Raw genomic sequence first — 19636 nt, 5'->3', positions numbered from 1 at the left:
GGATCATCTGCGTTCGTAGAGCGCGTCAAGAATGGGATACAGTCGTTCGGCGAATCGGGGCAGTCCGCATCGTTGGAGCATATATGCGTAATCCTCCGGTGTTTGCGGATACGCCTTGTAACTGATGAGCGCAGCGTAGCAAACCTGTGCAACCCGCCCGGGGTCGAGGTCGAGCACGTCCAGCAGAAAATCATCCGGGTGCTTGACCTCGATATGCAGAGAGGTGGTAGATGAATCCGGAAAATCCTTGAGATTGAACGTTACCAATGTCTGCGCGGGTGAGTGATCGGCGGCTGCGAGCACATGACGGTCCTTGGCGTCGCAGGTCATGATCGGGATCAGACTGTCGTAGCCGGTAACGAGCGCGTCGGGGAAGGCGGACCGCATTGCGTGAATGCGTCGGTTTGCCCGATGTTCTCCGATGCGCGGTACAAGATTTCTATAGAGTTCCGTGAGTACGCTTTCCGACCAGTATGGCGTGAAAAACCGGTCTTCGGCAAGACGAAGCACTAAATCGTTGACGATCTCGCCGAAGAGACTACATGTGTCGAAAAATACGGGGAAGCTCACGGAGTGCCTTTCTGCCGGTTTGATGATGCCGTCAGGAGATCAGAGGGTTGTCTAGAGTTGCTCTCGGATCCTCGTCAGCAGCGAGCTCATCGAATGTGCTGATATTGTTTTGATGTCGGGCATTCATGTATTCCTGCAGATCAGCGAGCAGAACACGGCGGTGGCGTCCTACTTTCTCGAACGGGATTGCGCCACCTTCTAGTAGTTTCACCAGTGTAGGACGTGAGACGCCGAGAAAATCGGCTGCATCCTGTGTGGTGAGCATCGTGTCATACGGGGCTACGAACACGGCTCGACCGCGGGATAATTGATCGGCGACCTGCATCAGCACGTTCGCCAGTTCCGGTGTGAGTGGACGCGCCGGTGAACCAGGGACTTTGAGCGTTGCAACAGGGAAATCCGTCTGATTCGCCATATCGTTGAACGTGGCCTCGGAGGTTCTCTTTGCTTCCTGCGTGATGTGAGACAAGGCGTCCTTGATGTCCATGAGCTGTCGGCGATCCTCTGCATTGGGCATATAGGTCGCGGCGTCGTTGACAAGACTGCGTGTTCCCATGATGGACCTCCTTCTGAGTTGGAACGGTAGACGTGCAATTGCCATACCAGCATACCAGTAAACGAAATATTCGAAAACTATTGTATGTTCGTCGAGTTCGTCACGTCGGTGGAATCCCTCAAAATCCCACGTGCCAACAGCTCGACCGTCTGAGCGCCCTCTACACCAGTCTCGCCCAACGCTACTTCGCACAGTGATCGATAGATTTTGATGTTCAGAACATTTTGTTTATTTCAAAAAATAAGAAGTAAATAAAATACACTTTAATAATTTTGATATTATTGAGAAGCTGGAAATCGATATTGCTTACGTGAGTGAGGTGATGGTGGTGATTGATCGGCCGCTATACCTGAAGAAACTTGACGCATGGAAAGACCGTGACGTCATCAAGGTGATCACCGGCGTGCGCCGTTGTGGCAAATCCACATTGATGACATTGTGGAAACAACGGCTGATCGACGAATACGGCATCGATCCGTCCTCCATTGTGCATATCAACCTTGAACTGTTGGAGAACGAAACGCTACTTGAATACCATCGGTTGTATGGAGAGATTCTCCATCGTCTCGATTCTTCAGTTGGCCAACGCTACGTCCTGCTGGACGAAATACAGAATGTGCCAGACTTTCAAAAAACATTGGACAGTCTGCAAGCTCGAGGTGATATGGATATCTATGTCACCGGATCGAATGCCACGCTATTGTCGGGCACGTTGGCAACTCTCATCTCGGGCCGGTACGTGGAAATAGCCATGACACCGCTGTCTTTCGCCGAATACATGGGCGCGGCCCCCGTACAAGGTAAAACTCCCCAACGCGCATGGTCCGAATATCTGCATGACGGGGCTCTGCCGGCCACGCTCGCCCTTGCCGGCGACGAATCGCTGCTCCACGACTACCTTGACGGCATTCTTAGCACCGTGTTGTTCAAAGACGTGGCTGCGCGTCTCGGACTGTCCAACATGGCAGCACTCGAAACGATCACGCGCTACATGTTTGGCAACATCGGCAATCTCACTAATCCCAAAGCCATAGCGAACGCCATGACCTCATCGGGCATGAAGATATCCGCACCTACGGTGTCTAATTATCTGGAAGGACTGGGCGCTGCGTTCATCTTCTATCCGGTGCAGCGGTATGACATTAAGGGCAAACGCGCCTTGCGTCAGGAACGTAAGTATTACGCCGTGGACCTCGGAATGCGCCGTGTGTTGTGCTCCGGCAATGTACGCGACACTGGTCGTTTGCTGGAAAACGTGGTGTTTCTCGAACTCATGCGACGGGAAGGAGAAGTGTATGTCGGGCAAAGCGCTAGCGGGGAGATTGATTTCGTGACCAATGGTGCCACCGGTCGGCGGTACTATCAGGTCAGCGAATCCGTGCACGATCCGAACACGTTAGAGCGTGAGTTGTCATCGTTGCGCGTGATACGCGACAACTACCCGAAGACGCTCATTACGTTGGACGACGAACGCCCTGTATCCCACGAAGGCATCCAGCAGATCTACGCGTTGGATTGGCTGCTCAGCGGAGAAGTAAAATGATCAATGGAAATGGTGTAAAATGTATAATGAAATTGGCGTAAAATGATAGATGTATAGGTGGTGGGGCTATGGTGCTTCGTCCTGAAACGTACAGGCCTCGTCTGTTGGATGCCCAAGTGGCTAAATTGCTTGACATATTCGGTGCTGTCCAGATCGATGGGGCGAAATGGTGCGGAAAAACGTGGTGTGCACTATCTCATGCCAATAGCGTCACCGGTTTGGACGATTACCGTGTCCGCCCGTTAGCAGAAGCCGATCCCACCATGCCGCTTCTTGGTAATCAGCCGCATCTGATTGACGAATGGCAAACTGTCCCCGCCGTTCGCGATGCGGTCCGTCATGCAATCGACCAAGAATCTAATCGCCCCGGACAATATCTACTCACCGGTTCCAGCGCTCCGCCATTAGAACAATACGAACATAGCGGTGCCGGCAGAATCGCACATTTGCGTATGCGACCCATGAGCCTATACGAGCAAGGTTTATCCACTGGCGCAGTATCCTTACGCAAGCTTTTTGACGGTGAATTCTCGCCGGCCGTCACGCAGGTGTCGTTGGTGCAGATTGCGCAATGGATCTGTCGTGGCGGGTGGCCGGCTGCTTTAGACCGCGATCTTGAAAGTGCGTTGTATATTCCCCAACAGTATTTGGAAGCGGTCTGTGAAGACAATGCTCCACGCATGGGCAAGAATCCTGCCATGACACGACGGATCATCATGTCGTTAGCCAGGAACAACGCCAAAGCGGCCACGGTTAAAACCATCAGCCGTGACATGTACGCCGGTGACGAAACCGCAGACACGGAACCTGCTCGCGCAACTACCACCAGCTACGTGGACATGCTGATTCGTGAGTTCCTCATCGAGGAGCTGCCCTGTTGGGATGCCCCCATCAAAGCCCGCAACCGGATGCGAGTCAAGCCGAAACGATATTTCGTTGATTCGTCCCTCGCTGTCGCGTCCCTCGGCATCAACCCTGCGCGATTGCTCGCCAACGGGCAGATATTCGGCGACGCATTCGAGAACCTAGTCATACGTGATCTCATGGTGTATGCCTCCGCGTGGGTTGGTCTCGAACATCCCAAGGTGTATTTCTATCGCGACGACAAAGGACTGGAAGCCGACGCCATCATCGAACTCGAAGACGGCAGATGGGGTGCCATCGAGATCAAACTCGGCGAAAACAAAGCGCAGGAAGGCGTCGATTCACTACTGAAGGTACGCAATACGGTTATGGCGAATCCATATTCTCAACAGCAAGAGCCAACGTTTCTTATGGTGATCGTCGGCAACGGTATGTACGCAAGGAAAACAGCGGAGGGCGTGTATATAGTCCCTATTACCGTACTGGGGGCCTGAAGTCTGGTGATTAACAGCTCTACGCGTTGTACGATGGATCTGATCGGGCGACGATTACCGCAGTGCAGTGCATAAGGGAGGCGGATATGGCCAACTTCTCGTTTCTGCAAGGCCAGGACGACTACGCGATGTTCGCTGACGCCTGCCTAGAAGCAGAACGAGCACTATCCCTGTCGCCAACCATCAGTGCGCTCGCCGCGCGTCGCGCCTTCGAACTCGCCGTCAAATGGGTGTATGCCGCTGATAAAACAATCAAGCCGCCCTATAAGGACAACCTGCAATCCCTCGTCCACGAGCCCACGTTTCGTGCTGCGCTTGCCGACAATCATCTGTGGGAATCTTTGCAATACGTCATCAAGGCCGGCAATATGGCTGCTCACCGTAACGCGCAGCTCAAAGGCGAAGACGCGATGTTCTCACTGCGTATCCTCTTCGCATTCATCCAATGGATCGACTACTGCTACGGACGCCATTACACCAAACGTACGTTCGACCCCAAACAAGTGCCCGCCGTCAGTCGCGTGCTCGCCACTAAAGCACGCAAAGCACAAGAGGATGCCGCCCGCAAGGAATACGAGGCGCAAATCGGCGAGCAAACTAAGCAGATCGCCGAACTCGAAGCGCAAATACGCGCGCTCAGTGGTCAACTTGCTGAGCGCAAAGCGGAACAGCCGCCGATGCCGCAGCCTCCTGCCGATGAATTAAGCGAAGCAGAAACCCGCCGCCGTTTCATCGACCTCGACTTGCAGCTGGTCGGCTGGAATATGAATCGCGACATTATCACCGAGTACCCCGTTACTGGCATGGAAGGTAATCCCGGTCAAAAGGGCTACGTTGACTATTTGCTCAATGGACGCGATGGCAAGCCGCTCGCCATCATCGAAGCTAAACGCACCACCTACGACCCTGCCAAAGGTCTTCAACAAGCACGCCTGTACGCTGACTGCCTCGAACGGCAATTTGGTTATCGGCCGCTTATTTTCCTCTCCAACGGATATCAAACCTATTTCGTCGATGATGATCACGGTTCTTACCGACAAGTCGGCGAAGTCTTCGCGCAAGACGACCTGCAGCGCATTATCAACCGTCGTCACAACGCCATCGACCCAGCCAGTGTGCCCGTCAACCGTGACGTCGCCGGCGGTAACGACGCTACTATCAGCTCGAAGCTATCCAAGCGGTCTGTGACAACCTCAACCAAGGGCAGCGCCGTAGTCTGCTTGTTATGGCCACAGGCACCGGTAAAACGCGTGTTTCCGCAGCACTGGTCGATGTACTGATGCGCGCCGGACTTGTCAAAAACGTGCTGTTTCTCGCCGACCGCATCGAACTCGTCGGCCAGGCAAAAAGCGCGTACGGCGAATACTATCCAAACTGGTCGCTATGCAACCTGTGTGACAACAAACACGATACCGATGCGCGCGTCGTCTTCTCTACCTACCAGACCATGATCAACGCCATCGACGTAGAAACTGGTGCGGACGGCAAACCAGCATTCTCTGCCGGGCATTTTGACCTCATTATTGTCGACGAAGCGCACCGGTCGATTTTCAAGAAATATAAAGTCATTTTCGACCATTTCGACGCGCTCATGGTGGGACTCACCGCCACACCGCGCAACGAAGTGGACCGCAACACGTACGACTTTTTCCAAGTGCAACACGGCGTACCCACTTACGTATACGAATATGCGCAAGCACTCAACGACAATGTGCTTGTGCCGTTCGTCAACGTCGAAGCAAAAACCAAATTCGTCGACGAAGGCATTACCTACGACGACCTATCCGACGAGGACAAAGAGCGCTACGAGGAAGACTTCGGCGACCCTGATCTCGATGACGAAGGCGACAATGCAGACGTGCCCGAACACATCGACGCGGCCGCAATCAACACGTATGTGATGAACCCCGCCACCGTAGACACCGTGCTGGAAGACCTACATGATAACGGCATCAAAACCGACGGTGGTGAACGACTTGGCAAAACCATTATTTTCGCTGCCAATCAAGCGCACGCGCGATATATCGTCGAACGCTATACGGCGCGCTATCCCAAAGAAGCAGCACACGGTTTTATCAAAACTGTGCTGCACAGCGACGATTATGCGCACAGCATTATTAGCGAATTCAAACGCAAACCTCTACCGGCGATCACTGTATCAGTCGACATGATGGACACCGGCGTTGACGTGCCCGACATCGTCAACCTCGTGTTCTTCAAAAAAGTACGCTCCAAAATAAAATTCTGGCAAATGATCGGCCGTGGAACCCGGCTGAGCGCAGATCTTGATTGCGTCGACAGTATCGACGGTGAATACGTTGGCAAACGCCGATTCAAAATCTTTGACTATTGCGGCAACTTCGCATTCTTCCGCGAACAAACCAATCCGGTCGAAGACAAGCTCTCTGCATCGGTGAGCGAACGTGTATTCGCGCGCAAAGCACAACTCATCCAAGCATTGCAAACCGGCGAATACGCGAGTGACTCGCATATTATGCAATGGCGAGACGAGCTTATTCAAGACTTGCGTGAACAGATTAACTCGTGGGATACCGCCAAAGTCGCAGTGCGAGCTAAACGCGAATACGTGGAACGCTACCGTCAGCCGCACGCATTCGCTGCCCTCAATGATTTGAACGTGCGTGAACTCGTACGCGAACTTGCACCGCTAGCGCACTGCGATGAAACAGACGTGGCCGCATTGCGATTCGACGCGCTCATGTACGCGCTGATGGTCGAAAGTGCAGCCGGCCGCTCCACCGCAGCATACGTGACAAAAGTCCGTACAATCGCCACACGATTGCATGAGCGTATGACCATCCCGCAAGTAAGTGAGCGACGCGAACTCATCAACGCAATTATCAACGACGAACAATACTTGAAGACCATGCCAGTCAGCGAACTCGAACAGATTCGCTTGCGCTTGCGCGGACTGATTCGATTCCTCGCTGACGCTGGTGGGCGCCGAGTAATCATTACCGATCTGGCTGATCCGCTCATCGAACGCAGCGAAAACGAGCCGTTCGACATCACCGAACACTATGAGGATTACAAACTCAAAGTCAACCGGTACATCAACGAGCATGGCGACGATCCAGTCATCTACAAAATCCGCCACAATCAGCCAGTGAACTCAGCCGATTACAGTGAACTCGAACGTATTCTCGTCGAGCTACTTGGCACGAAAGAGCAGTATCAAGCCGCCTACGGCAACACGCCGTTCGGTCTGCTCGTGCGCCGTATCGGCAGACTTGATCACGCGGCGGCGATGGAGGCATTCGCGTCGTTTATCAACACGCATACGCTCAATCAAGCACAAATCAGTTTCCTGCACATGATCGTCGACTACATCGAACGCAACGGATATTTGGAGCCTGAACAGCTTTCCAAGCCGCCGTTCGACAGGCCGCGTCCGATATTCAAACTGTTCGACAACGCGCAGGCGATGGACCTCATCATGTGCATTCGTAAGGTTGAGTCCAATGCGCTGGCACCAGAGCGGCCTTAACCTACAAGCGCTATGCGGGTAGCCGAAAAAGGGCGGAATGGCGGCGCTCGTCGCTTTGAACGGGTAATGTAGCTACACGTAATGTTTTGTGAGTCAAGGAGATAAGGTGGCAGATTTGCTGACATCGTCGCCGGTGATGGCTGATGGCGACATGCCGTCCATGCCGGATCCGATTTTCAACCGCCTCTTGAAGGACCGCATCATCTGGATGGGCGAAGAGGTCAAGGACGACATGGCCAACCGCATCTGCGCGCAGATGCTGATGCTGGCGGCCGAGGATCCGAAGAAAGACATTTGGCTGTACATTAACTCGCCAGGCGGTTCGATTACCGCTGGCATGGCGATTTACGACACTATGCAACTTATTGAGCCTGACGTGGCAACCGTGGGTATTGGTATGTGCGCCTCGATGGGCCAGTTCCTGCTGAGCTCCGGCACCCCGGGCAAGCGCTTTCTCACCTCGCACGCTCGCGTGCTCATGCACCAGCCCTCCGGTGGCATCGGTGGTACGTCCACCGACGTGCGCATCAGCGCAGAGCTCATCATGGACATGAAGAAGACTCTCGCCGAGCTCACGGCCAAGCAGACCGGCCACACCGTCGAAGAAATCTACCGTGACAACGAGTACGATCACTGGTTCACTGCTGAAGAAGCACTGGCCTACGGCTTCGTTGACAAGCTCGTGTCCACGCACGACACGATGAGCGCAAAGGAAGGGGAGTGACACTGATGGCATCTGAAGAAGCACAGTTCGTTGAGCGCGCTAACCGCTTGGCTGGCCCCGCTGGCGTAGTTGGCTTTATGCCAGCTGCCGCGCGTCGCGCTGCATTCGAAGGCCGTGGTATGGCTCCGGCCTCTCCGCAGGACCGTTACATTCTGCCGCAGTTTAGCGAGAAGACCCCGTATGGCATGAAGACGCAGGACCCGTACACCAAGCTGTTCGAGGACCGCATTATCTTCATGGGCGTGCAGGTGGACGATACCTCTGCCGACGACATTATGGCCCAGCTGCTCGTGCTCGAATCGCAGGATCCGAACCGCGACGTGATGATGTACATCAACTCGCCCGGCGGCTCGATGACCGCAATGACTGCGATCTACGACACCATGCAGTACATCAAGCCCGACGTGCAGACCGTGTGCCTCGGCCAGGCAGCCTCCGCTGCAGCGATTCTGCTGGCCGCCGGCGCTAAGGGCAAGCGACTCATGCTGCCTAACGCGCGCGTGCTCATTCACCAGCCGGCCATCGACCAGGGCTTCGGCAAGGCTACGGAAATCGAAATCCAGGCCAAGGAAATGTTGCGCATGCGCGAATGGCTGGAGAACACGCTTGCCAAGCATACTGGCCGCGATATCGAGAAGATTCGTAAGGACATCGAAGTTGACACGTTCCTGACGGCCCCTGAAGCCAAGGAATACGGCATCGTTGACGAAGTGCTCGAGCATCGTTCATGAGATTGTTGTGAGGATACCCTCAGCCGCCCAAGGCTGAGGGTATCTTTGTATGAGCGCAGAAAAGCAGGAGCACAAGCGGAACAAAGGAGTGACATGGGGCGTGTAGTCAGCTACAACGAGGACGTGCCGCGTTGCACGTTCTGTGGCAAAACTGAGCATCAAGTGCGCAAACTCGTCGCCGGGCCCTCTGCCGCAATCTGCGACGAATGCATTGAATTATGCGTTGATATTGTTGCGGAAGAACGTCAACGTGATGCTGCGATTAACGCGCTCAGCCTGCCTAAGCCTGCGCAAATCAGCTCTTATCTTGATCGGTATGTTGTGGGCCAAGAAGCCGCTAAACGCACACTATCCGTGGCGGTATACAACCATTACAAGCGCGTCAATATGGAACTGCGCGAAGCTGCAGGTCATCTCGGTGGCGCAATGGACACGGCTCGATCAAACCGCCGCAGTGACCCGTTCGCTGACGTTGAAGTTGCCAAATCCAATATTCTGTTGCTCGGCCCAACCGGCGTTGGCAAAACCTATCTTGCTCAGTCGCTTGCGCGTGTAATGAACGTGCCATTCGTGATCACCGACGCTACTACGCTCACTGAAGCTGGTTACGTTGGTGACGATGTTGAAACCGTATTACAGCGATTGATTGACGCTGCAGACGGGGATGTTGAACGCGCGCGCCACGGCATCGTTTATATTGACGAAATCGACAAAATCGCCCGCAAATCCGGCGAAAACACGTCCATTACCCGCGATGTATCCGGTGAAGGCGTACAGCAAGCACTGCTGAAAATTCTGGAAGGAACCATTGCGTCAGTGCCAATGGAAGGCACGCGCAAACATCGCGATCAAGAAACCGTGAAAATTGATACGCGTGGCATCTTATTCATCTGTGGTGGTGCGTTCGTAGGGCTGAGCGATATTATTCGCAGGCGACTTGGCGCACATGAAAGCGGTTTTGGTGCTGCATGGCGTGATCATGACATCAAACCGGAAGATCTGCTCGAACAAGTAAGCGCTGACGATCTTGCCGAGTTTGGATTACTGCCCGAGTTTATTGGCCGACTGCCCGTCGTTAGCGTGCTTGACGAGCTTGGCGAAGAAGATCTTGCGCGTATTCTCACCGAGCCGAAAAACGCGCTGGTAAAGCAGTATCGCAAAATGTTCGCGGTCGACGGAGTAGATCTCGAGTTCACCGACGATGCGATTGCTGCCATCGCACAGACTGCGATTGCTCGGGGGACTGGTGCTCGAGGATTGCGATCCATTATCGAAAAAACCCTCGAAGAAACCATGTTTGAGTTGCCGAGCATGGATGACGTGCAGAAGGTAATCGTTACTGCGCAGGCGGTGCAAGGGCAATCTATGCCACAACTCGTGCGCACAGAACAGTCAGAGCGCCGCCGCGTCGCATAACAGTCGGGCACGCGGCCTCACAATCCGCATAACAGAGGGGATTGAGGCAGCAAACAGCAGAGCGCGACACGCCGATGCGCTTGTCGATTTGCTGTAATCCTTACATTGATGTAGTTTATTCGAGTTGCCGAAAACAAGACAACATGCGCCAGTAGCCCAGCGGATTAGAGCAGCTGACTACGGATCAGCAGGTCGCAGGTTCGAATCCTGTCTGGCGCACACCTCTTGCCACAAGAGGTTAAAGAGTGGTGCTGCGCCAGTAGCCCAGCGGATTAGAGCAGCTGACTACGGATCAGCAGGTCGCAGGTTCGAATCCTGTCTGGCGCACAAGGGCCCTTGACCGCGAATGCGATCAAGGGCTTTTCCAATTCTTGGCCCGGTTATTCACGAGGCAAGCAATTTGCGCATAACAGCAACATCTGGGAGGCAACGGTGTCGTACGATTTTCAGTCTGTAGTCGAACGTCGCGGAACCATGTCCGCCAAATGGCACATGATCGCCGAAGACATGGGCCCTGGCAATGAGGATGTTATCGCCATGTCAGTTGCTGACATGGAATTCAAGCCGGCACCAGAAATCGTACGCGCACTCGTCAACGCGGCTCAACACGACGTCTTCGGCTACGATTACGTCACCGACGACTATTTCGCAGCGCTTGAATTCTGGATGCACCGCCATCACCAATTTGATATCGACGCATCCTGGGTGCGCCTCTCTAATGGCGTGATGCCAGCCGTCAACAGTGCGTTGCGCGCTGTCACTCGCCCTGGCGATAAAGTCATCATTCAAGGGCCGGTCTACTATCCGTTTACGTTTGCTGCCGAGCGCAACGGTTTAACCATTGAAAATAATGCGCTGGTATTAGGTGACGATGGACGATACCGCATGGATTTTGCTGATTTAGAACACAAAGCAGCAGATCCACGATGCACTGCCATTATGTTGTGCAATCCGCACAATCCAGTCGGACGCGTGTGGACTGCCGATGAACTGCGCCAACTCGGCGATATTTGCATCGCGCACGATGTGACAATTCTTGCTGACGAAATCCACGCTGATTTTGCCTATACAGGCCATGAAGTCACCATGTTCGGCACACTAGGGGAGCAGTATGCTGAACATTGCTTCGAATTCACGGCCCCTACCAAAACCTTTAACTTGGCTGGTCTTGCATGTTCGAACGCGATTATTCGAAATCCTCAACTTCGCAAGCGCTTCGATATTGCTGTAGAGAATATTGCAGGGCTTACGGTCAGTCACTTTGGTCTTATTGCATGCCAAGCCGCGTATGAGCATGGTGAAGCATGGTTGAACGAGCTGATGAGCGTACTTGACACGAACCGTGCGCTCCTGCGCGATTTCGCCAGCACAACCCCCGGTTTAGCGCTCATCGAGCCAGAAGGCACGTATTTGGCGTGGCTTGACTGCCGGGGACTGGGTATGACTGCCGACGAGCTGCGCGATTTTATGCGCAATAAAGGCCGCGTGTACTTCGACGAGGGCGCATTGTTCGGTCGTGGGGGAGAAGGCTTTGAACGAGTGAATCTCGCCTGCCCGACAGTATTGCTGCAGCAAGTAGTTGAACGAGTGGGCACGGCCATTGCTGAACGCTGACGACTGGCAAACAGTGCGCATGCAACTGACAATGCGCATACAACTGAATAAGTGAACGCGAGAAAAAACTAAGAATACTTCGACTACGATAGGCGGCGGTATGAATACGTCAACAACAGGGGAGCGTAAGCCCCGATCAGTATGGGCAACCATTCGACGCATTGCTGCATCTGATCGTATCTCTGGTCTGATCATGCTATCGTTCGCATTCGTCGGACTGATACTTGCCAATCTGCCGTGGAGTGCGCATACGTTTGCTGCTGTAGCAGAAACACATATTGGCCTGCCATATACGAATATTGATCTACCGATCGGCCATTGGGCGCAAGATGGGCTCCTGACTGTCTTCTTTCTTACGGTCGGGCTTGATCTCAAACAGGAACTGACAACCGGTTCATTAGCGAATCCCAAAGCAGCCGCCGTGCCCATGCTGTGCGCGGTAGGTGGCATGCTCACTCCGCCAATACTCTTTGTTGGCGTGATCTCGCTATTCTCATGGCTAGCACCTCCGCAGTCGGGTGTGATTACCATCCCCACCACAGGAGCGAATATTCCTTTTGCTGAAGCCATACACGGATGGGCTGTGCCTACCGCAACAGATATTGCGTTCTCACTCGCCGTACTGGCATTGTTTGCAAAAGCACTACCGGGTGCAATTCGTGCGTTCCTGATGACGCTCGCTACCGTAGATGATCTGCTCGCTATCGTGCTTATCGCAGTATTCTTCTCGTCATTGAACGCATGGTACTGGTTTATTGGCATTGCAGCATGCGCAGCTGCATGGGCGTTCCTAGTGCGCTTGCAACGAGTACCGTGGCTGCTGGTCGCTATCGTTGGCTTGCTTGCATGGGTGATGATGTTCGAAGCTGGCGTACACCCAACATTGGCGGGCGTGCTCGTTGGCATGCTGACGCCATCGCGTGAAATGTATGGTGAAACTACACCGCGCGCGAGTCGTTACGCAGAAAAACTGCAACCGTTCTCAGCACTGCTTGCTTTGCCGATTTTCGCACTATTTGCCACTGGCGTGCATTTCGAGCAATTGACGCCCGCACTCATGGTGTCGCCGATTGTGATCGCGCTGATTGTTGCCCTCGTAGTGGGCAAACCGTTAGGCATTATGACTACTGCGTGGCTGTCTACGCATGTGGGCGGGCTGAGCATGGCGAAAGGGTTGCGAGTACGTGACATGTTCCCAGCTGCCTGCGCATGCGGTATCGGATTTACCGTATCGTTCCTTATCGCATCGCTGGCATATTCGAACGCGGAACTATCAGCAGAAAGCCGTTTTGGCGTGCTCGTAGCATCGCTTATCGCAGCAGCGATCAGCGGCGTACTGTTGAGCCGACAATCGAAGCATTACGAGCAAGCGGCTTTACTTGGTCGCGAGTAAAGCCGCGAGTAATACGAAAAACGGAGGAGCGTTGAGCACCTCCGTTTTTCGTGTCCATGGTCTGAGTGATTAGCATCCGCTGGCTGCGGTGGCCACCGCCTCATCTACATCGTCAGTGAGCAATACGAGCGACGGGTCGAGTGCGGAAATCATGCCATGCTCTTGTACTGGGCCTTCGAGCCAGTCGAATAAGCCTTGCCAGTATGCTTTGCCATACAGCACGATAGGCATTTTCGTGGTCTTATGCGTTTGCACGAGGGTGAGGATTTCAAACATTTCATCCAGTGTGCCAAACCCGCCAGGGCATACGATCACGCCTGAAGAATATTTTGCAAACATGGTTTTGCGCACGAAGAAATAGCGGAAGCTCATTCCCAGATTAACCCACTGGTTTAAGCCTTGTTCGTGTGGCAGTTCAATACCTAATCCGACAGATTTTCCGCCGGCAAGTGCGGCACCGCGATTAGCGGCTTCCATAATGCCAGGGCCGCCGCCGGTGATCACCGCTATACCGCGTTCGGCGAGTCCGCGGCCCATGCGGCGAGCGGCTTTGTAATCGGGATCGGTACGAGGCGTACGTGCTGAGCCAAAGATTGAAACAGCGGGCCCAAGTTCCGCTAGTGCACCGAACCCGTCGACAAATTCGGATTGAATACGGAGCACGCGCCACGGGTCCATGTGCAGCCATTCAGTTGACTGATCGGCTTGTAACAGATTTGCAGTGGTGTTGTCGTGAGGAATCATCGGACCGCGTAAAATTACCGGACCGCGATGGTAGGTGTCGCCTAACGGTGATTCGCTGGACATATCAGTCGGTTCGGCTGCGGGGGTGTGTGTTGCATCGCTCTGTGACATGTGTGCTCCTTATGCAACTGGTCTTCGATGCACACTAACCATACCAGCCGTTTGCATGGTTGCGATGATTAGCCTCGCTTGGTCCATTTAATTACTGCCTGAATGCGGGTTTCAACGTTGAGTTTTTGCATGGCAGATTGAATGTGCTTACGCACCGTTGCTTCTTTGATGTCTAAGTGCAGGGAGATGTCGGTGTCACTCATGCCGCCTGACATAAGATCCATAACTTGTAGTTCGCGGTTTGAGATGATATCGAAGATGTTTGCGCTGGAGTTGCGGATGCGGCAGTGAGCGATGTGTGCTGATTCAAATTCGTAGTTTCCGTAGGTTTTGCCGCTTGATACTTCGCGGATGCCAGAAAGCAGGTCTTGTTCGTCGTTTTTGTTCACAATTCCTTGTGCGCCAGCATCTGCTGCATCGTGGCCATAGCATCCGATTGCAAACGATGTCATTGCGAGCAGTTTTGTAGTGCTGTTGCGTCGGCGAATACGCCGGCATACGGCGATCCCAGACATAGATTCAAGTGACATATCTACTAACATCAAGTCAGGCAGCCTGATGCCATCGAGTCGTGAAAAAGATATTTTTGACCCGTCAGTCATTGACCACAGTAGCTTTACGTTAGGCAGGAGCTCCTCCACTATTTGCTCCAATGTGCGCAGTGAGCAACGGTCATTATCCACTATTCCCAACGAAAAGCAAGGATTCTCATCTGCTTGATGAGTCTCGTGCGTGCATGATGTGTGCGATGTGTGCGCCGTGTCGCAGTCGGCGCATTGGTGAGTGGCATTGGCGGTTACTGCATATCGATCATCATTATCATTCATAGGAAACCGTAACTTCAGATCCTCTTCTCTGTGCACGATGGTGTGCGTAATAAGCGTAACGACATTATGCAAACGTTGTCAATTGGGTTGTTTATGTACGGAAACTTTACGTAATTGCTTGATATACCGGAAGATCACATGCAAAGATTGGCTTAGCAGCTATGTGCACAAGGTGCGTTTGCAGTACTGAAATATCGAAATATGAGACACAGGGAGTGTCGCTCATACGCAACGGCCAACCCTCACCAAGGCAATTGTGCATATGCCATTCCCTTTTGTGAATACAAAAGTCCTTAATGTGTAGTGCAAATTCAGTCGCAGCGCACCAAAATATCTCTACCCGGAACAACAAAAAGCCGATGCCAGAGCATCGGCTTGGAACAATATTGCGTCTTGTATCGAGTTACCGCTTAACGGCGATGAGCAGACCGGTGCCGGTTGCGGTGAGTGTGGAATCGAAGCGTTCGTCAGCCTGTACTGTCTCGAGTAGTTGGCGCATTGCTAGCGCCTTTTCACTACGATCAGCTGGGTTCAGTACGCCACCGTTTGACTCATCAGATGCGAGTGCGAGCACATCAGTGAATACAATCACGCCACGATCGCGCAGTAGGCGTGGTGCCTGCTCAAATGTCTCCAAATAATTACCAGCGTCACCAGAGACGACGATCATGTCGTAATCGGCCCCGTTCAGTCTCGGCAAAAACACGCCAACTGGTGCGTTTACCGCGCGCAGTGTCGTTTGCGTATCATCCGACAAGCCAGCAAAAAGCCCGCGAATAAACGCAATACCCTGCGCTGAAGAATCAACCGCTGTCAGTTGGCCAGAACCACCCAACGCGTCAATCAACTGCATGATTTCCACAACAGAGCCAGTGCCAACAGTGATTACCGACGTACTGTGCGTCATCAACGCCAGCGTATGCAAAAACTCAGCTTGCACCGCCGAGCCCTGCGATAAATCATTCTCTTCAGCACGAGAACGCACGCGATGCAATGCCTCTGATTGGCGGGCATACGCGTGATCTTCAACGAACTGACAAGCCTTGCTCAGATACGTGTATGACGTCTTCTCCATAATCACCTACTGTAATTGCATACTGGAAAGTGACACGATCACATTCGCGCAACGCGTGTTACATCACAGTGATAGTCAGCGTTCTCGGACGCGCGCGACAATCTGCCACATCTCCTCGCCGACATCAATACCGCGCGGGCAATGGCGAGAGCACGCGCGTACCGACTGGCAGGCAGCAACACCATCTGCCGTATCAATCATGTCCAAACGCTCAGCCGTAGCCGTATCACGTGAATCGTTAACAAAACGAGAAACAGCAATCAGCGCAGCCGGGCCGATAAACGCATCGCCGCCAGCGAATACTGGGCAAGAGCCCTCGCACACACCGCACGCAATGCAGTTGCTCAACATTTCATACTTCGCTAACTGCTCAGGGCGCTGCAAATACTCAAAGACATTGATTTTGCCCTCATCAGTGGTAGCTAACACGCCATCCGCTTTCAGATACGGTGCCAGCTTCGTGATCTGATTGAGCATCGGATCAATGTCAGCGATCAAATCACGCTGAACCGGGAAACCAGGTAGGGGAGCGAGCTCAATAACGCCAAGATCCGCAGCATTATCGCCGTGCGCATTCGCGATATTCGAGTCAGACGAGGAGCTGTCGATCGTTTCAGGAGAACCGGTATGACGGAATCCCTCGTCATCAATGGAAGCGGCTGCCGGCGCGTGCTTCGCCCATTCGCCAACGGTTGCCGTACACAGTAGCGTCGGCGTGCCGTTAATCGACACCGCGTCAGATCCACACATGCCATGACCGCAGGAATAACGAAACGCCAGCGTCGGGTCCATCGTGCGCTTCACAGTCAGCAAGCATTCCAGCACTGTAGTCTCAGGGCGCACGTGCAGCACATAATCCTGCGTCCACTGCTTACCACGAGGGCGACGACGGGCCGATGCAGAAGACGAACCAAACGGCGAACTTTTACGCCCGAACGGGCTACCAGAACGGGCCGCGCGCTCACGCTCAGGACGAGGTGCAAATCGGTTTACCCGCAATGTCACCGTCGCCGACGCAACGTCCATGCCGCTCATACGAAAGCCTCCCTCAACACAAGAATCAGCATTACATTGTGCCATGAGCCATGCCTATGCCTGCCACAACAAGTGTTCCTGCCATCTGACAGGCCATAGGCACGTCACAACATAAACGATTAGTATTCGCGGGCTTTAGGCGGGAAATCAACAATGTGTACCGGCTGCCAAGAAATATCGTGATGCTCATCGACCATCGAATGTGCAAGGAAATGCTCATCATCACGGGTTGGATAATCCAGCCGTTGCAAAGAACCACGCGATTCTTCACGTGCCTGAGTTGCTGCAAGCAGCGCATCAGCCAAAGCAACCAAATGCTGAGCTTCCCAAATCGCAGTAATCTCCTGATTAAACACGCGAACATCACTATGCGCGTGAAGCGCTTGCGCGCGTGGCGCCAACTCATCATGCAATTGTGCGAGCGCCGTCGAAAGCGTATCGTGCGTACAACGCACAGCAACCGCGCGCTCCATAGCAACACCCAAATCAGCAAGCAGCTGATATGGATTGTCATCAGTATCGGAATCGGAAGCATCCTGAGAATCTGCAGCAGCGAGCAACGCTGCAACTTCCTCCTTGCGCGCCTCAGCAGCACGATCTACCGGCGCAGTCAGCTCCTCATCCTCACTTGCAGACTCGTCAGCCATTGGATCATCCACCGGAGCATCAGCAATACGTGCGGCAAGCGAAGCTCCCGCGCGAGTACCAAAGAGGCAAGCATCAAGTAAAGAATTGCCGCCTAAACGGTTCGCGCCATGCACAGACACGCATGAGCATTCGCCAGCAGCATACAAGCCTTCAACAATGACACGTTTGCCAGCACTACCATCCGTTGCGGGCTGCCAACGATACACTTCACCATCGGTTGTGATTGGAATGCCACCCATCGTATAGTGCGCAGTAGGCTTAATCGGCACCCAATCCACCGCAGGATCAAGATTCGCATAATCGCGGATTGTCTCAACAACCTGCGGCAATACCTGCTCCATATGATCCTTATCAATACCGGTCATATCAAGCCACACACAGTCCTTAGGGCCATGAGGATCCTTCGGATCAGCAACACCTCTACCAGCATCAATTTCTGCCATAATTGAACGGCTCACCACGTCGCGCGCCGCCAAATCACGGTGCTCTGGCGCGTAGCGTTCCATAAACGCCTCGCCATCCGCATTGCGCAGCACGCCGCCCTCAGCGCGCGCAGCCTCCGATAGCAAAATGCCAGTGTGAGCAAGTCCAGTCGGATGGAACTGAACAAATTCAGCATCTTCAAGCTGCAAGCCAGCAGCCAAGGTTAACGCCATACCATCGCCAGTCAAATCCCACGAATTCGATGTCGTATGGAACAAACGGCCCGCACCACCAGTTGCCAGCAGCACATTACGCGATCGAACCGCATGCACGTCACCCGTATGCGTGTCATACGCCACCACGCCAGCTACGCGCGTGCCAGCCTCGTCCAACACCAGATCAGTAACGTACCATTCCTCAGCAAAAGTAACGCCCGCAGCCACACACTGCTGCCACAACGTATGCAAAATCTGATGGCCAATACGATCCGCCGCATACGCAGCACGGCGCACCGGCGCTTTACCAAAATTGGCAGTATGACCGCCAAAACGGCGTTGCGCAATATGCCCGTCATCAGTGCGAGAAAACGCTACGCCCATACGCTCCAAATTCACCACTGTTTGTGGCGCGTATTGGGCAAGCAATTGAGCTGCGTCCTGATCCACCAGCCAATCGCCGCCCTTAACCGTGTCGTAGTAATGCCAATGCCAGTCGTCCTGCTCCACATTGCTCAAACTGGCTGCAATACCACCCTCAGCAGAACCAGTATGCGAACGCAATGGTTGCAGCTTTGAAATCACCAGTACCTTCGGGTCAATGCCACTGTCCTTCAGACGCTCAATGTCAGGAGAGTGCAGCATTCCCAACGCTGCCGACAGGCCAGCCGCACCGGCGCCAACGATCACCGCATCGTACATTTCTTCCACATGTTTCGGACTCATATCCACGATTGTCGCACAAGGGCTGACGTGCGCGACCGGCCCGGCAACGGGTGAGGCTGCTGAGAGATAATGACGGCATGGAACAATCCTTTAATGCCAGAGTGTATGACGTAGTACAGCGTATTCCGCGTGGCAAAGTCGCTACCTATGGGCAGGTGGCGGCACTCGCCGGCAATCCGCGCAATGCGAGATTTGTTGGTTTTGCGCTGCACGCCAATCCGCAGCCGGGCGTGATCCCATGCCATCGAGTGGTTTTTCGCGACGGTTCGCTCGCGCCTGGTTTTGCATTCGGCGGGCCAGATCGGCAGCGCGCGCTGCTTGAAGAAGAAGGCGTGCGATTCGTACCACCTCAAGCCAGCGGCAATGCTGGCGATGAAGGATGGCGTGTTGATCTGGAGCAATGCCAGTGGCATGAGTGA

At 53.8% G+C, this 19636-nt stretch carries 16 protein-coding genes, 2 tRNA genes and 1 pseudogene; 12 read left to right on the top strand and 7 right to left on the bottom strand.

All coding sequences use genetic code 11. The annotated features are described in order from the left end of the window. Positions 1-3 precede the first annotated feature (3 nt). Positions 4-510, bottom strand: coding sequence for a PIN domain-containing protein (locus D2E25_RS02265; protein WP_241216983.1), 507 nt, complete (start codon positions 508-510; stop codon positions 4-6). Between the two features lie 91 nt (positions 511-601). Then, on the bottom strand, positions 602-1126 hold the full coding sequence (locus D2E25_RS02260) for a helix-turn-helix domain-containing protein (RefSeq protein ID WP_125979400.1): 525 nt from the start codon (positions 1124-1126) through the stop codon (positions 602-604). A 310-nt stretch (positions 1127-1436) separates the two neighbouring features. Between D2E25_RS02260 and D2E25_RS02255 the strand changes: the two genes are divergently transcribed. The 11 genes and pseudogenes from D2E25_RS02255 to D2E25_RS02210 form a co-directional block, all read left to right on the top strand. After that, positions 1437-2669: an ATP-binding protein gene (locus D2E25_RS02255; protein WP_125979399.1), complete on the top strand. Its 1233-nt coding sequence runs from the start codon at positions 1437-1439 to the stop codon at positions 2667-2669. Between the two features lie 68 nt (positions 2670-2737). Next, positions 2738-4027, top strand: a complete 1290-nt coding sequence (locus D2E25_RS02250; protein ID WP_125979398.1) for an ATP-binding protein — start codon at positions 2738-2740, stop codon at positions 4025-4027. A gap of 86 nt (positions 4028-4113) precedes the next feature. Beyond that, positions 4114-5307: a type I restriction endonuclease gene (locus D2E25_RS10560; protein ID WP_206430714.1), complete on the top strand. Its 1194-nt coding sequence runs from the start codon at positions 4114-4116 to the stop codon at positions 5305-5307. Continuing rightward, positions 5199-7535, top strand: coding sequence for a type I restriction endonuclease subunit R (locus tag D2E25_RS02245; protein WP_241216982.1), 2337 nt, complete (start codon positions 5199-5201; stop codon positions 7533-7535). Before D2E25_RS10560 ends, D2E25_RS02245 begins: the two co-directional genes overlap by 109 nt. A 136-nt stretch (positions 7536-7671) precedes the next feature. Beyond that, positions 7672-8259, top strand: a complete 588-nt coding sequence (locus tag D2E25_RS02240; RefSeq protein WP_164514697.1) for an ATP-dependent Clp protease proteolytic subunit — start codon at positions 7672-7674, stop codon at positions 8257-8259. A gap of 5 nt (positions 8260-8264) precedes the next feature. Continuing rightward, entirely contained in the window at positions 8265-8990 is a 726-nt protein-coding gene (locus D2E25_RS02235; RefSeq protein WP_125979396.1) for an ATP-dependent Clp protease proteolytic subunit, read from the top strand. A 93-nt stretch (positions 8991-9083) separates the two neighbouring features. Continuing rightward, positions 9084-10406 carry an ATP-dependent Clp protease ATP-binding subunit ClpX gene (clpX, locus tag D2E25_RS02230; RefSeq protein WP_125979395.1) on the top strand — a complete coding sequence of 441 codons (1323 nt, stop codon included), beginning with the start codon at positions 9084-9086 and terminating at the stop codon, positions 10404-10406. 145 nt (positions 10407-10551) lie between these two features. Then, positions 10552-10625: transfer RNA gene (locus D2E25_RS02225), tRNA-Arg, on the top strand. Between the two features lie 34 nt (positions 10626-10659). Next, positions 10660-10733 (top strand) — tRNA-Arg (locus D2E25_RS02220). Positions 10734-10838: 105 nt separating this feature from the next. Next, the gene (locus D2E25_RS02215; RefSeq protein ID WP_241216937.1) at positions 10839-12020 is read left to right on the top strand and encodes a MalY/PatB family protein; all 1182 of its coding nucleotides are present in this window, start codon (positions 10839-10841) and stop codon (positions 12018-12020) included. A gap of 100 nt (positions 12021-12120) precedes the next feature. After that, a pseudogene (locus D2E25_RS02210) lies at positions 12121-13386 on the top strand (Na+/H+ antiporter NhaA); the annotation flags it as partial. A 96-nt stretch (positions 13387-13482) separates the two neighbouring features. Here the strand turns inward: D2E25_RS02210 and D2E25_RS02205 are convergent. The 5 genes from D2E25_RS02205 to D2E25_RS02185 form a co-directional block, all read right to left on the bottom strand. Continuing rightward, positions 13483-14268, bottom strand: a complete 786-nt coding sequence (locus D2E25_RS02205; protein ID WP_125979393.1) for an LOG family protein — start codon at positions 14266-14268, stop codon at positions 13483-13485. Positions 14269-14336: 68 nt separating this feature from the next. Then, positions 14337-14951, bottom strand: a complete 615-nt coding sequence (locus tag D2E25_RS02200; RefSeq protein ID WP_241216980.1) for a LuxR C-terminal-related transcriptional regulator — start codon at positions 14949-14951, stop codon at positions 14337-14339. 547 nt (positions 14952-15498) lie between these two features. Continuing rightward, positions 15499-16170, bottom strand: coding sequence for an O-methyltransferase (locus D2E25_RS02195; RefSeq protein ID WP_125979391.1), 672 nt, complete (start codon positions 16168-16170; stop codon positions 15499-15501). Between the two features lie 75 nt (positions 16171-16245). Continuing rightward, the gene (locus tag D2E25_RS02190; RefSeq protein WP_125979390.1) at positions 16246-17205 is read right to left on the bottom strand and encodes a succinate dehydrogenase/fumarate reductase iron-sulfur subunit; all 960 of its coding nucleotides are present in this window, start codon (positions 17203-17205) and stop codon (positions 16246-16248) included. A gap of 119 nt (positions 17206-17324) precedes the next feature. Further along, positions 17325-19217: an FAD-binding protein gene (locus D2E25_RS02185; RefSeq protein WP_164514664.1), complete on the bottom strand. Its 1893-nt coding sequence runs from the start codon at positions 19215-19217 to the stop codon at positions 17325-17327. A gap of 77 nt (positions 19218-19294) precedes the next feature. Here D2E25_RS02185 and D2E25_RS02180 point away from each other — a divergent pair, with 77 nt between their 5' ends. After that, a complete protein-coding gene (locus D2E25_RS02180) occupies positions 19295-19636 on the top strand; it encodes an MGMT family protein (protein WP_164514663.1) in 342 nt (113 codons plus the stop codon).

Source organism: Bifidobacterium goeldii (genome assembly GCF_003951095.1).
In the GTDB taxonomy this organism is placed as follows: Bacteria; Actinomycetota; Actinomycetes; order Actinomycetales; family Bifidobacteriaceae; genus Bifidobacterium; species Bifidobacterium goeldii.
Note: the sequence above shows the minus strand (reverse complement) of the source record. Positions and strands in the feature narration are given on the sequence as shown.